Here is a 13,384-nt window from a genome sequence, read left to right as displayed (position 1 = left end):
TGGCGCGCCCGGGGCCGTCCGGATCACCGGGGGCGGCGGCCGCTCTGCCCGGCCGTGCCGTCCCTGCCGCACGCGCGGGCGGCGGTGGACGCCGGCAGCAGGTTGTGGGAGGCCGCGTACACCACGGCCTGGGTGCGGTCACACAGTTCCAGCTTCGCCAGGATCCGCGAGACGTGCGTCTTGACCGTCTCGTCGCCGACACCCAGCCTGCGGGCGATCTCCGAGCTGCTGCGGAGGCCGGGGGCGCGTTGTCCTCTTCCCCGGTCCCACTCGTGGGACCGGGGAAGAGGACGCAACGGCCGGAATCTCGATTCCGGCCGGTGCAGGGCGTGGATCCCCCGCGTCCAAGGCGTCAGACCTCGCCCGGTTGCGGCGCACCGTCCGGTCCCGCACCCCTGACGCCCGTCAGCGACCGCCTTCCCCTCAGCCGATGATCGCGACCGGGGCGTCCCAGGCGTTGCGATCGACGGTGATGGTGTAACCGCCGCGGGTTTCCTTGCTGTTGACCATGTACTGGTGGCCGCGGCTGTGGTCGGTGTACTGGGTCGGCTTCCACGGCCAGTCCGTGGTGGTGGTGTTCTTCTTGTCTGCACCGCCTGACCGGTCCGGCCGCCGCCGCATCCGACTGCGGCGGCGAGGTACCGGGTGCACTGAACGCGACGCGCGCCCGTCACCCGGTCGCCGGCCCCGGTACTGCCCTCCCGCCGGTCGGAAGGCAGCGCTACCCACTGGAGGGCCGCGACGTACTCGAAATACAGGAGGACCAGCTCGCCGAATTGATGCACCCCATCTGTGAGCCTCTCGATCTGTACAACGCCCGGGAGTCAGGCGCGTACGTCTCGCTGCTGCACTTCCTTCAGAACCGTCCCCACCGTGGCGAAGTCGTTGTCCACATGAAGCACCGTGTGACCGTGATGGACCGCCGTCGCACACACCAGAAGGTCGATGGCCCCAGCGGCACGGTACTGCCCCCGCTGGGTGAGCTTGTACTGCGCGGTGTCGACCCAGCGCCACGCACTCGTGGGAACCGGGGCGAGGAGGCAGAGGTCACCCACCTCCCGGCCAACTCGTCCCGATGAGCCGGGCTTGTGGCCGAGTAGAGGAATTCCGCCCTCGTGGGCTCGCAGATACGGAACACACCGGCGGCGATGTGCCCCTCCCAGGGACGCAGGCGCGGGTCGAGGAGCGCGCGGCCCAACCGGGCCCGCCGCCAACTCCGCACAGGCGAAGTCCGCTACCACCACGTCCGTAAGTGATCATTCCCGAGTTCGCGACGATCACGCTCGTGGAGGGGGCCGACCGCGAAAACGGCGAGGTAACCACACGAACTGAGCCACCCGACGGGCTCTGCCGCACCCCGATGCCACCGAAGGGTGAACCGCACGGCCGTCCGGAGGCGGAGCGCGATCAGTCGCACAGAGATCCGCTCTGTACGTTATCGTGTACGTCATGAAGACGATGAGTGTCACCGAGCTACGCGCGGGCATCGCCGACGCCCTCGACGCGGTGGAGAACGACGCCGAGGAGCTGGTCATCACCCGGACCGGCCATGAGCCGATGGTCGTCGTCTCGCTCGCCGAGTACGAGGCACTGAAAGAGACCGACTACCTGCTGCGGTCGCCCGCGATGGCCGAGCGCCTGCGCAGGTCCATCGAGCAGGACCGGGCGGGCCAAGGCGCACTTCGCGAGCTGGTGGATCCCGATGACGAGGCCGGGCGGGGCGCCACGTGAAGGTGCTGTTCGTCGACGACGGCTGGAACGATTACCTGTGGTGGCAGGGGAACGACCGCAAAATACTGAAGCGCATCAACCAGCTGATCGCCGACATCGACCGGGGCGGCCACGAAGGAATCGGCAAGCCCGAACCACTGCGGAACGACCTCTCCGGCTACTGGTCGCGGCGTATCAACTCCGAACACCGACTGGTGTACCGCATCGATGAGAACGCGATCATCCACGTGGTGGCGTGCCGCTTCCACTACGAACGGTGAACCAGGCGCACACCCGCGTGGAGCTTCCCCTTGATCGTGGACACCTGGAGACCGGGACTTGAGGTTCCAGAGGAAGTAGCACCAGGTGGAAAGCAAGCACACGAAGCGGTACACCGCGGAGTTCAAGAGGGACGCGATCGCGCTTGTGGACTCCACGGGCAGGACGGTCACCGCCGTCGCCCGGGAGCTCGGCATCAGCTCGGAGTCTCTGCGCGGCTGGTACCGCCAGGCGAAGGCCGCACCGCCTGGGCTGACCCGGCCGCCTTGTCCATGCCGTATGCGTCCGCCTGATCCCACCCGATGCGCTCGGTCCAGCCTGATCCGCTCCGACAGGTACGGCAGAAAGAACATGGCGTGGCGTGCGTCGCTTCCCCAACGGCCGTGGGACTTACACACCACGCCTCACGAACGGATGGCCACAAAAGGCCAGGTCAGACGCATCTGGTGTCACCGACACGCTGCGATAGCGGGTCTGTACGGCACGGCGGGCGGCTAGTACCGCACGGAAAAACGCCACCAAATCCACGTTTCCCCAGGCCAGAACGATTCTGCCTGGGGAAGCTGGGTGGGGCGGGTGGGACTCGAACCCACGGCCGACGGATTATGAGTCCGCTGCTCTAACCGGCTGAGCTACCGCCCCGTTACGGCGTGGCGCGTACATGTGTACGCGCCGTCTGCCGCAGCATAGCCGGTCATACGATCTCCTGCTGCGGATGATCGGCTTCGCATGACCATGAAGACCTCGCAGCGTGCTGCCCGGTTCCCGGCGGTAGGGATTCCCCTCGAACGTGTCACCCACACCGGCGTGCGGGCACATGAAAGAGGGCCCCGAAGGGCCCTCTTCCGTGATGCTCCCCCGACTGGACTCGAACCAGTAACCCTCCGGTTAACAGCCGAATGCTCTGCCAATTGAGCTACAGGGGATCGCGCTCCCCCGACTGGACTCGAACCAGTAACCTGCCGGTTAACAGCCGGCTGCTCTGCCAATTGAGCTACAGGGGATTGCTGCGGTGCCTCGAATCGCACCTGCCTGGCTGATGCCGAGCGGCGCGCGTTCGCTGCGACACATACATTAGCGCAACCAGGGGGGTGCTCCGCCAATCGGTAACCCCCCGGGGTGATCTCGGGTGTCCGCGGGTAGGCGGGCAGCACATGTGGCACGGAGTGAAGGAAGGGTGGCACCCATGCGGTACCGGCTCACGTTCATCGCCGGAGTGGCGCTCGGTTACGTGCTCGGCACGCGAGCCGGGCGCGAGCGTTACGAGCAGCTGAAGAAGGCCGCGCGGCAGCTGGCCGAGAATCCCGCCGTGCGGAACGCGGCGGAGTCCGCCGCGCACGGCGGCCGGGACTTCGCCGGCAAGGCGTACCACTCGGTGAGCGAGAAGGTCGGGGACCGGGTCCCCGTGTCCGTCTCCGACCGGGTGCGCTCGCTGCGGGACCGCAGCGGTCAGAACGGCAGCGACGACTGGGGGACGACGAACACCTGAGGCCCGCTCCCGTACCGGGCACCACCCGGTACGGGACGGCCGGGAACGGCCGGGAGCGGCCGGGTACGGGGTCTGGGCGGCGGTGCGGCAGAATCTTCCGCATGGGCATAGTGGCCGGCTTGGACAGTTCATCCGCCTTCACGCACATCGTCGTCTGCGACACGGACACCGGTGAGGTGCTGCGGCAGGGGTACGCCGCACATCCGATCGAGGCCAAGGCCTCCGAGGTCGATCCGCAGGCGTGGCTGCTCTCACTGGGTGAGGCGGCCTCCGGGGGGCTGCTCGAAGGCGTGCAGGCCATCGGTGTGTCCGCGCAGCAGCACGGGCTGGTGCCGCTGGACCATCAGGGCAATCTCGTGCGGCCGGCGCTGCTCGGCAACGACCGGCGCGCCCAGGCCGCCGCGGCCGATCTGATCGACGGGCTCGGCGGGCGCCGGGCCTGGGCCGAGGCCGTCGGGGCGGTGCCCCAGGCCTCGCAGCCCGTGGCGAAGCTGCGCTGGCTGGTCCGGAGCGAGCCGGAGAACGCGCAGCGGGTCGCGGCGGTGCTGCAGCCGCACGACTGGCTGGTGTGGCAGCTCCTCGGCCGGCCGGCCCGCCGGACGACGGACCGCGGGGCCGCGTCCGGTACCGGCTTCTGGTCGGCGGGCTCCGGTTCCTACCGTCCCGACCTCGTGGAGCTGGCGCTCGGCCACCAGGCCGCGCTGCCCGAGGTGCTCGGCCCGGCCGACGCCGCCGGGACGACGCCGGAGGGGCTGCTGATCTCGGCCGGCACCGGGGAGACCATGGCCGCCGCCTTCGGGCTGGGTGTCGCCGTCGGGGACGCGGTCGTGTCGCTGGGCGCCTCGGGCTCGGTCATGGCGGTGCACCACGAGGCGCTCGCCGACCCCACGGGGATGATCACCTCCTTCGCCGACGCGACGGGGATGCACCTGCCGGTGGTCCACACCTCGAACGCCGTCCGCGCGCTGCGCGGCACGGTGGAGATGCTGGGGCTGGAGGGGCTGGAGGAACTGTCCGAGCTGGCGCTGAAGTCGACGCCGGGAGCGTCGGGGCTGGTGCTGCTGCCGTACCTGGAGGGCGAGCGCACCCCGCGCCTGCCGCACACCGCGGGGACCCTGAGCGGGCTGCGGCGGGAGTCGATGAAGCCGGAGCACCTGGCGCGGGCCGCGTTCGAGGGGATGCTGTGCTCGCTGGCCGACGCCCTGGACGTGCTGCGGGACCGGGGTGTGGAGGTGCGGCGGGTGTTCCTGCTGGGCGCGGCGGCCGAACTGCCCGCCGTGCGGGAGCTGGCGCCGGCGCTGTTCGGTACCCAGGTGGTCGTGCCGGAGCCCGCAGAGTACGCGGCGCTGGGGGCGGCCCGGCAGGCCGCGTGGGCGCTGGGGGTCTCGCAGGGGTCGCTCGATCCGCGTACTCCCCCGGCCTGGCAGGGGGCGGCGGCGCAGGTGCTGGAACCGGGCGACGACCTCGCGGTGGGCGGCGCGGTACGTCAGCAGTACGAGGCGACCCGGGACCAGATCCACCCCGGGGCGTTCGACGCGACCGACTGACCCACGACATCCGTGGCACGGAGCGGGGCGGGGTCGGCTGATTTGACCCCGGCTTGAGCAAAAGCGTTGGCAGTCGGGGACCGGAGTGCCGGAGTATGGATCGGCCTTCTTCCTCCGCCGACTCCGAGAGACTCGTGTGCTCATAAAACTCCTGCGGACCCATCTGGGTCCGTACAGACGCCCCATCGGGCTGCTGGTGCTGCTCCAGTTCCTGCAGACCTGCGCAAGCCTCTATCTGCCCACCCTCAACGCGGACATCATCGACCACGGTGTCGTGCGGGGGGACACGGGTTACATCCTGGAATTCGGCGGCGTGATGATCGCCGTCAGCGTCCTGCAGATCGTCTGCAACATCGGGGCCGTCTACTTCGGGGCGCGGACGGCGTCCTCGCTGGGACGCGACGTGCGGGCGGCGGTGTTCGGCCGGGTGCAGTCGTTCTCCGCGCGTGAGGTCGGACGGTTCGGCGCCCCGTCGCTGATCACCCGGACGACCAACGACGTGCAGCAGGTCCAGATGCTGGTCCTGATGGCGTTCACCCTGATGGTCTCGGCGCCCATCATGTGCGTCGGCGGCGTCGTCATGGCGCTCGGCCAGGACGTGCCGCTGTCGGCGGTGCTGCTGGGCGTGCTGCCCGTCCTCGGGATCTCGGTGAGCCTGATCGTGCGGCGGATGCGGCCGCTCTTCCGCACGATGCAGGTGCGGCTGGACGCCGTGAACCGGGTGCTGCGCGAGCAGATCACCGGCAACCGGGTGATCCGCGCCTTCATCCGCGACGGTTACGAGGAGGAGCGCTTCCGGGGCGCCAACACGGAGCTGACGGACGTCGCGCTGTCGACGGGGCGGCTGATGGCCCTCATGTTCCCGACGGTGATGACGGTGGTGAACCTGTCGTCCGTCGCGGTCGTCTGGTTCGGGGCGCACCGCATCGACAGCGGCGGGATGCAGATCGGTGCCCTGACGGCGTTCCTCGCGTATCTGATGCAGATCGTGATGTCGGTGATGATGGCCACCTTCATGTTCATCATGGTGCCGCGCGCCGAGGTCTGCGCCGAGCGCATCCAGGAGGTCCTGGAGACCGAATCGAGCGTGGTGCCGCCGGTCGCTCCGGTGACGGAGCTCGCGGCCCACGGCCATCTGGAGATACGGGGTGCGGAGTTCCGTTTCCCGGGGGCCGAGGAGCCGGTGCTGCGCTCGGTCGATCTGGTGGCGCGGCCCGGGGAGACGACCGCGATCATCGGTTCGACGGGCAGCGGGAAGTCGACGCTGCTCGGGCTCGTGCCGCGGCTGTTCGACACGACGGACGGCGCGGTGCTGGTGGACGGTACGGACGTGCGGACGCTGGATCCCGTCCTGCTGGCGAGGACCGTGAGCCTGGTCCCGCAGAAGCCGTACCTGTTCTCGGGGACGGTCGCGACGAATCTGCGCTACGGCAATCCGGACGCCACCGACGAGCAGCTGTGGCACGCGCTGGAGGTGGCGCAGGCGAAGGACTTCGTGGAGCGGCTGGAGCACGGCCTGGACGCGCCGATCGCGCAGGGCGGCACCAACGTCTCCGGCGGGCAGCGGCAGCGGCTCGCGATCGCCAGGACGCTGGTGCAGAAGCCGGAGATCTACCTCTTCGACGACTCGTTCTCGGCCCTGGACTACGCGACGGACGCCGCGCTGCGCGGGGCGCTGTCCCGCGAGACGTCCGGGGCGACCGTGGTGATCGTGGCCCAGCGGGTGTCCACGATCCGTGACGCCGACCGGATCCTGGTGCTGGACGAGGGCCGGGTGGTCGGCAGGGGCAGCCATCACGAGCTGATGGAAGGCAACGAAACCTACCGGGAGATCGTGCTCTCCCAGCTGACGGAAGCGGAGGCCGCCTGATGGCAGGACCGGGCGGACGGATGATGATGGGGCCGGCCGAGCGCTCCCTGGACTTCAAGGGGTCGGGGAAGCGCCTGCTGAGGAGGTTCAGCAAGGAGAAGGCACCGCTGTCGCTGATGCTGGGCGCGATCACGCTGAGCGTGGCGCTCTCGGTCGTGGGGCCGAAGATCCTCGGCGGGGCCACCGACCTGATCTTCGCGGGTGTCGTCGGACGGCAGATGCCGGAGGGCAGCACGAAGGAACAGGCCATCGCCGGGCTGCGCGCGCAGGGGGACGGCGGGCTCGCCGACATGCTGGGCGGGGTGGACTTCACGCCGGGCTCCGGCATCGACTTCGGTGCGGTGGGCCAGATCCTGCTGGTGGCTCTGGCGGTCTACGTCGGTGCGGGGCTGCTGATGCTGGTGTCGACGCGGGTGTCGATCCGGGTGATCAACCGGGTGGTCTTCCAGCTGCGCGAGGACCTGCAGACCAAGCTGGCGCGGCTCCCGCTGTCGTACTTCGACCGGCAGCAGCGCGGTGAGGTGCTGAGCCGGGCGACGAACGACATCGACAACATCTCGCAGACGATGCAGCAGACGATGGGCCAGCTCATCAACTCGGCGCTGACCATCGTCGGTGTGCTCGTCATGATGTTCTGGGTCTCTCCCCTGCTGGCGCTGGTCGCGCTGGTGACGATCCCGCTGTCGGTGTTCGTCGCGGCGCGGGTCGGCAAGCGGTCGCAGCCGCACTTCGTGGCGCAGTGGAAGGTGACGGGCAGGCTCAACGCCCACATCGAGGAGATGTACACCGGCCACACCCTGGTGAAGGTCTTCGGGCGGCAGGAGGAGTCCGCGCGGGACTTCGCCGAGCAGAACGAGGCGCTGTACGAAGCCGGGTTCAAGGCCCAGTTCAACAGCGGGATCATGCAGCCGCTGATGATGTTCGTGTCGAACCTGAACTACGTGCTGGTCGCGGTCGTCGGCGGGCTGCGGGTGGCGTCGGGCGCGCTGTCGATCGGTGACGTGCAGGCGTTCATCCAGTACTCGCGGCAGTTCTCGATGCCGCTGACGCAGGTCGCCTCGATGGCCAACCTGGTGCAGTCGGGCATCGCCTCGGCCGAGCGGGTGTTCGGCCTGCTGGACGCCGAGGAGCAGACGCCGGACCCCGATCCGGCCGAGCGGCCGGAGGAGCTGCGGGGCAGCGTCGCGCTGGAGAACGTGTCCTTCCGGTACGACCCGGAGACGCCGCTCATCGAGGGCCTCTCGCTGAGCGTGGAGCCAGGCCAGACGGTCGCGATCGTCGGTCCGACCGGGGCGGGCAAGACGACCCTGGTCAATCTGCTGATGCGGTTCTACGAGGTCACGGGCGGCCGGATCACCCTGGACGGGGTCGACGCGGCGAAGATGACGCGCGACGATCTCCGTTCGGGCATAGGCATGGTGCTCCAGGACACCTGGCTGTTCGGCGGCACGATCGCGGAGAACATCGCCTACGGCGCCTCGCGCGAGGTGACCCAGGAGGAGATCGAGGAGGCGGCCCGGGCCGCCCACGCCGACCGCTTCGTGCGCACGCTGCCCGCCGGGTACGACACGGTGATCGACGACGAGGGGGCCGGCGTCAGCGCGGGCGAGAAGCAGCTGATCACCATCGCGCGGGCGTTCCTGTCCGACCCGGTGATCCTGGTGCTCGACGAGGCCACCAGCTCGGTGGACACCCGTACCGAGGTGCTGATCCAGAAGGCGATGGCGCGGCTGGCCCACGGCCGGACGAGCTTCGTCATCGCGCACCGGCTCTCCACCATCCGGGACGCGGACGTGATCCTGGTGATGGAGAACGGCGCGATCGTCGAACAGGGCACGCACGACGAGCTGCTGGCGGCCGAGGGGACCTACGCCCGGCTGTACGCGGCGCAGTTCGCCCAGGCGCTGGCGGAGGTCGACTGACGGTGTCCATCCGGTCGCCGGTGCGCCGGCGGTGCCGGAGGGTGCCTTCCCCTCCACGTACCGGAGCTGTCCGTCCCGGAGGAGTACGGGTGTGAGACAGCCGTGGAAGAGGAGCGTCAGGCCGTGGTTGCAGCGGGGTCCGGTGATCTGCCGGACCCCGTCGGCGTGCGCGAGGACGGCCCGCTCCGCCGGGAAGTGCCGCGGGGGTCCCCGTCGATCGGCGGCCAGGAGCCCGGCCGGGGACCAGCGGACCGGTGCGGGGCAGGCGTGAGCGGCGGCGAGACGTTCGGGGCCGGCCCGGCCTGTCCCGGGGTGCGCGCTGCGGGTCGGCCGGAGGGGGCGTCCGGCAGTGCCGGGCCGTCCCGCCGAACCGACCGGCCAGGATGGGACGGTGCAGGTCAGCGGGCGGGACGTCCCGTCGTGACGTCATCCGTCCCGCAGGGCTGGTCCGGCTGCGCCTCCGGCGGGCAGCCTCGGGCGGAGCCGGCTGCTTCGCCGCCTGTTTCGGCGTGCCCCTCCGGGCCTCCGACCTGGCCCGGGGTGCCGATCCCTTCAAGACGTCTGGAATGTGAATGAGAATCCGCACGATCACCTCGGGCCTTCTCTCGGTGGCCCTCCTGTCGGCCGGAACCGTCGTCGCCACCGCGACCCCGGCAGCCGCGGCGACCCCCAAGTGCACGCAGGCCGTCAAGATGAAGCCGAGGGCCAACAGCTCGTACTTCATGCTGGTCCCGAAGTCCTCGACCACGGTGGCCTGCTCCATGAGTCATGGGACGAGTGGCTCGGCCGTCCGGGCTCTCCAGACGGCGCTCGCCTACTGCTACAACGTCGTCAAGGACAGGAGTGGCAACAAGTTCCGTCCGGGTGACATCGACGGGGTCTACGGCTCCGCCACCTCGTGGGCCGTGGAGCACGTGCAGCTGCTGCTGTGGCCGACGGACCCGGAAATGCAGGACGGCATCTACGGGCCGGCTACAGCGATCAACCTGAAGTTCCCGTGGCACAACCCCGCCAACGACTCGATCATGAGCACCTGCACCAGGCGCGACGGCAGCTGACCGGCGCCCCTCGCCGCTTCCGCATGCAGCCGGTCAGGCGTCCCGGGCGGCGTTCCGAAGATCCCGGTCCGCCACGGAACCACCCGTGCGCGACCGGCGGACCGGACACCCGGAGCGCCCGACGCTGCGCCGCGGCCGCGGCGGAGCGGGCCCGGCGGGCGGGGACGACTGGCGGGGACGACTGGCGGGGACGGCTGGCGGGGACGGCTGGCGGGAGCGGTCCCCGCCCTCCGGTGTGCTTGCGGCCGGGACGGCTCGCGGGAGGGCTCCGGTGCGGAGCTCTCGTGCAGGGCACTCGTGCGGGGTCCCGTGCGCCGTCCCGGCTCGCCGTTCAGTCCAGGTAGCCGCGCAGTTGGTCGGCGAAGGCGTGGCCGCGCAGCTTGTCGAGGGTCCTGGACTCGATCTGGCGGATGCGTTCACGGGTCACCCCGAAGATCCTGCCGATCTCCTCCAGGGTGCGGGGCCGCCCGTCGTCCAGTCCGTAGCGCAGCTGGACGACCTTCCGCTCGCGCTCCCCGAGCGTGGAGAGCACCGCTTCCAGGTGTTCGCGCAGCAGGAGGAAGGCGGCGCTCTCCACCGGTGAGGCGGCGTCCCCGTCCTCGATCAGATCGCCGAAGGAGACGTCGTCCTCCTCGCCGACCGGGGCGTGCAGGGACACGGGTTCCTGGGCGAGGCGCTGGACCTCGGCGACGCGTTCGGCGGTCAGGCCGAGCTGGGCCGCGACCTCCTCGGGGGTGGGTGCGAAGCCGCGTTCCTGGAGCATGCGGCGCTGGACGCGGACGACCCGGTTGATCAGCTCCACGACGTGCACCGGGACCCTGATGGTCCTGGCCTGGTCGGCGAGTGCGCGGGACATGGCCTGCCGGATCCACCAGGTCGCGTACGTCGAGAACTTGTAGCCCCGTGCGTAGTCGAACTTCTCGACCGCCCTGATCAGTCCGAGGTTCCCCTCCTGGACCAGGTCGAGCATGGTCAGCCCCCGGCCCACGTAGCGCTTGGCCACGGAGACCACGAGGCGCAGGTTGGCCTCGATGAGCCGGCGCTTCGCCGACCGTCCCATGACCACGAGGCGGTCCAGGTCGCCGGCGAGCCCGGAGTCGGGGTCGGGGGTGCGGGCGAGCCGTTCCTCGGCGAAGAGCCCCGCCTCGACGCGGCGGGCGAGTTCGACCTCCTCGGCCGCGCTGAGCAGCGGTATCCGCCCGATCTCGCGGAGGTACTGGCGGAAGAGGTCGGAGGTCGGGCCGCCCGTCTCCGGCCGGCTGCGGGGTTCCGGGAGCTCGGGGGGCTCCACCGGTTCCTCCAGCACCGCTTCGGGCGTGCCCGCCGTCTCCGGGTGGCGTGCGACCCGGTTCTGCGCGGGAACCGCCGGGACATGCTCGGTCGTGGTCGGCACGGTCCGGGTCTGCACGGGGGCGACCTCCAGGTGATCGCTGCCGGATCGCGGGGGTGGGGGGTCCGCCCTGGACGGACCGGCCGCGCTCCGATGACTCAGGCACCGCCCCCAGTGTGGGGTACGACACATCACCCCCACGAGGGGCGTGCGGTGACTTTCTCCGTCCGGAGTGAGCCGGGGCGCCGCCCCGGCTCAGAGGGCGTCGGCGCCGTGGCTCCGCAGCGACTGGGCGTACTGCTGGAGGACCCAGACCTCGTTCTGGGCGGCGGCCAGATCGCCCGGCGCGACGTTGCTGCCGAGCCGGGCGAGGCTGCTCTGGACGTCGTCGATCCGGCGGTCGACGGCGCGCAGGCGGACCTTCACCAGATGCTCACCCGCGTACGTCTCGTCGATGGACTTGCCGTGGAAGACCTCGACCGCGAGCTCGGTGACGAGCTTGCGCACGGTGTCGTCGGGGGTCGCGTCGAGCACCTGGACGAGGTACTCGCGGGCCTCGGCGACGCCCGTCTCCGCGCCGCCCGCCTCCGCGATGCACTGGCGCACCGCGGCGTAGGGCGGGGCGGTGAACTCGTCGATGCCGTAGGCGTCGAAGGCGGGTGACACCAGGGCGGGCTTCTGCAGGGCGAGCTTGAGCAGCTCGCGCTCGGTGCGGTGGGCGGGGCTGCGGAGGTTGAGGGCGGGGCCGGGCGGCGCCTTGGGTGCCTGGATCTCGTGCTGCGGGGCCCCGGCGCGGGAGGGCTTGCCCGGGGCGGGGCCGCGGTCGCCCCGGCCGCGGGCCCACTGGGCGAGCTGGTGGACCCGGTGGACGACGAACTCCTGGTCGAGGATGCCGACGAAGCCCGCGAGCTGGACGGCCACCTCGCGCTGCACACTGCTCGTCTTGATCTTGGCCACGACGGCGGCGGCCTCGTCGAGCGCGGCGGCGCGGCCCGCGGGGGTCTCCAGGTCGTACCGGCCGACGATCTGGCGGAGCGCGAACTCGAAGAGCGGGGTGCGGGGTTCGACCAGGTCGCGTACGGACTCGTCGCCCTTGGCGAGCCGCAGGTCGCAGGGGTCCATGTTGTCCGGGGCGATCGCGATGTACGTCTCGGCGGCGAACTTCTGGTCGTCCTCGAAGGCGCGCAGCGCGGCCTTCTGGCCCGCGGCGTCACCGTCGAAGGTGAAGATCACCCGGGCGCTGCCGTTGTCCATCAGGAGGCGCCGGAGGATCTTGATGTGGTCGTTGCCGAACGCGGTGCCGCAGGTGGCGATGGCGGTGGTGACCCCGGCGAGGTGGCAGGCCATGACGTCGGTGTAGCCCTCGACGACGACGGCGCGGCTGGCCTTGGCGATGTCCTTCTTCGCCAGGTCGATGCCGTAGAGCACCTGGGACTTCTTGTAGATCGACGTCTCGGGGGTGTTGAGGTACTTCGGGCCGTTGTCGTCGTCGCGGAGCTTGCGGGCGCCGAAGCCGACGATGTCGCCGGAGGTGTCGCTGATCGGCCACATCAGCCGGCCGCGGAAGCGGTCGATGGGGCCGCGCCGGCCGTCCTGGGAGAGGCCGGAGCTGATGAGCTCCTTGTCGCTGAAGCCCTTGCCGCGCAGGTAGCGGGTGAGGTGGTCCCAGCCGGCCGGGCTGTAGCCGACGGAGAAGTGAGCCGCGGCGTCCTGGTCGAAGCCGCGCTCCGCGAGGAACTTCCGGCCGATCTCGGCCTCGGGGCCGTTGAGCTGCTCGCGGTAGAAGTCGGCGGCGATCTTGTGCGCCTCGACCAGCCGGATGCGTTCGCCGCGCTGGTGGGAGGGGTTGTAGCCGCCCTCCTCGTACCGCAGGGTGATGCCCGCCTTGGCGGCGAGGCGTTCGACCGTCTCGGAGAAGGTGAGGTGATCGATCTTCATCACGAAGGCGATCGTGTCGCCGCCCTCCTGGCAGCCGAAGCAGTGGAAGAGACCCTTGCCCGGGCTCACCTGGAAGGAGGGGGACTTCTCGTCGTGGAACGGGCAGAGGCCCTTGAGGTTGCCGCCGCCGGCGTTGCGCAGCTGAAGGTACTCGGACACGACGGCGTCGATCGGGACCGCGTCCCGGACCGCCTTCACGTCGTCGTCATTGATCCTGCCTGCCACGGGTGAAGTCTACGGG

At 70.4% G+C, this 13,384-nt stretch carries 10 protein-coding genes, 3 tRNA genes and 3 pseudogenes; 8 read left to right on the top strand and 8 right to left on the bottom strand.

What is annotated here, in order from left to right:
• Positions 1-23 precede the first annotated feature (23 nt).
• The 3 pseudogenes from ABZ172_RS00240 to ABZ172_RS00230 all read right to left on the bottom strand — a co-directional run.
• A pseudogene (locus ABZ172_RS00240) lies at positions 24-245 on the bottom strand (LuxR C-terminal-related transcriptional regulator); the annotation flags it as partial.
• A 178-nt stretch (positions 246-423) separates the two neighbouring features.
• Positions 424-588: pseudogene (locus tag ABZ172_RS00235) on the bottom strand (peptidoglycan-binding protein); the annotation flags it as partial.
• A 236-nt stretch (positions 589-824) separates the two neighbouring features.
• Positions 825-1,222 (bottom strand): annotated as a pseudogene (locus tag ABZ172_RS00230) (PIN domain-containing protein).
• A 227-nt stretch (positions 1,223-1,449) separates the two neighbouring features.
• Between ABZ172_RS00230 and ABZ172_RS00225 the strand changes: the two are divergent.
• From ABZ172_RS00225 to ABZ172_RS00215, 3 genes are all read left to right on the top strand, one after another.
• Positions 1,450-1,731, top strand: a complete 282-nt coding sequence (locus ABZ172_RS00225) for a type II toxin-antitoxin system prevent-host-death family antitoxin (protein WP_356878475.1) — start codon at positions 1,450-1,452, stop codon at positions 1,729-1,731.
• Entirely contained in the window at positions 1,728-1,991 is a 264-nt protein-coding gene (locus ABZ172_RS00220; RefSeq protein WP_185301023.1) for a Txe/YoeB family addiction module toxin, read from the top strand. The genes ABZ172_RS00225 and ABZ172_RS00220 overlap by 4 nt, the downstream gene beginning before the upstream one ends.
• 85 nt (positions 1,992-2,076) lie before the next feature.
• A complete protein-coding gene (locus ABZ172_RS00215; protein ID WP_356878473.1) occupies positions 2,077-2,487 on the top strand; it encodes a transposase in 411 nt (136 codons plus the stop codon).
• A gap of 70 nt (positions 2,488-2,557) precedes the next feature.
• Here the strand turns inward: ABZ172_RS00215 and ABZ172_RS00210 are convergent.
• The 3 genes from ABZ172_RS00210 to ABZ172_RS00200 form a co-directional block, all read right to left on the bottom strand.
• Positions 2,558-2,631 (bottom strand) — tRNA-Ile (locus ABZ172_RS00210).
• A gap of 211 nt (positions 2,632-2,842) precedes the next feature.
• A tRNA-Asn gene (locus ABZ172_RS00205) sits at positions 2,843-2,915 on the bottom strand.
• Positions 2,916-2,920: 5 nt separating this feature from the next.
• A tRNA-Asn gene (locus ABZ172_RS00200) sits at positions 2,921-2,993 on the bottom strand.
• 182 nt (positions 2,994-3,175) lie between these two features.
• On the opposite strand from ABZ172_RS00200, the gene ABZ172_RS00195 reads away from it, so the two are divergent.
• From ABZ172_RS00195 to ABZ172_RS00175, 5 genes are all read left to right on the top strand, one after another.
• Entirely contained in the window at positions 3,176-3,478 is a 303-nt protein-coding gene (locus ABZ172_RS00195) for a YtxH domain-containing protein (protein ID WP_356878471.1), read from the top strand.
• Positions 3,479-3,579: 101 nt separating this feature from the next.
• Positions 3,580-5,025, top strand: a complete 1,446-nt coding sequence (locus ABZ172_RS00190) for an FGGY family carbohydrate kinase (protein WP_356878469.1) — start codon at positions 3,580-3,582, stop codon at positions 5,023-5,025.
• A 136-nt stretch (positions 5,026-5,161) separates the two neighbouring features.
• A complete protein-coding gene (locus tag ABZ172_RS00185; protein WP_356878467.1) occupies positions 5,162-6,895 on the top strand; it encodes an ABC transporter ATP-binding protein in 1,734 nt (577 codons plus the stop codon).
• On the top strand, positions 6,895-8,817 hold the full coding sequence (locus tag ABZ172_RS00180) for an ABC transporter ATP-binding protein (protein WP_356878465.1): 1,923 nt from the start codon (positions 6,895-6,897) through the stop codon (positions 8,815-8,817). Before ABZ172_RS00185 ends, ABZ172_RS00180 begins: the two co-directional genes overlap by 1 nt.
• Before the next feature lie 572 nt (positions 8,818-9,389).
• Positions 9,390-9,875 carry a peptidoglycan-binding domain-containing protein gene (locus ABZ172_RS00175; RefSeq protein WP_356878463.1) on the top strand — a complete coding sequence of 162 codons (486 nt, stop codon included), beginning with the start codon at positions 9,390-9,392 and terminating at the stop codon, positions 9,873-9,875.
• A gap of 331 nt (positions 9,876-10,206) precedes the next feature.
• Here ABZ172_RS00175 and ABZ172_RS00170 read toward each other — a convergent pair whose 3' ends face one another.
• Both ABZ172_RS00170 and dnaG read right to left on the bottom strand, forming a co-directional pair.
• Positions 10,207-11,283: an RNA polymerase sigma factor gene (locus tag ABZ172_RS00170; protein WP_356878461.1), complete on the bottom strand. Its 1,077-nt coding sequence runs from the start codon at positions 11,281-11,283 to the stop codon at positions 10,207-10,209.
• Positions 11,284-11,460: 177 nt separating this feature from the next.
• Positions 11,461-13,368 carry a DNA primase gene (dnaG, locus tag ABZ172_RS00165; protein WP_356878459.1) on the bottom strand — a complete coding sequence of 636 codons (1,908 nt, stop codon included), beginning with the start codon at positions 13,366-13,368 and terminating at the stop codon, positions 11,461-11,463.
• Positions 13,369-13,384 lie beyond the last annotated feature (16 nt).

Source organism: Streptomyces sp. NPDC006296 (assembly GCF_040613235.1).
In the GTDB taxonomy this organism is placed as follows: domain Bacteria; phylum Actinomycetota; class Actinomycetes; order Streptomycetales; family Streptomycetaceae; genus Streptomyces.
This window is presented reverse-complemented; position numbering and strand designations above follow the sequence as displayed.

Excerpts from the sequence above, each read along its gene's own strand:
- ABZ172_RS00225 (WP_356878475.1), top strand. The coding sequence starts at position 1,450 with ATGAAGACGATGAGTGTCACCGAGCTACGCGCGGGCATCGCCGACGCC.
- ABZ172_RS00195 (WP_356878471.1), top strand. The coding sequence starts at position 3,176 with ATGCGGTACCGGCTCACGTTCATCGCCGGAGTGGCGCTCGGTTACGTG.
- ABZ172_RS00190 (WP_356878469.1), top strand. The coding sequence starts at position 3,580 with ATGGGCATAGTGGCCGGCTTGGACAGTTCATCCGCCTTCACGCACATC.
- ABZ172_RS00180 (WP_356878465.1), top strand. The coding sequence starts at position 6,895 with ATGGCAGGACCGGGCGGACGGATGATGATGGGGCCGGCCGAGCGCTCC.
- ABZ172_RS00175 (WP_356878463.1), top strand. The coding sequence starts at position 9,390 with ATGAGAATCCGCACGATCACCTCGGGCCTTCTCTCGGTGGCCCTCCTG.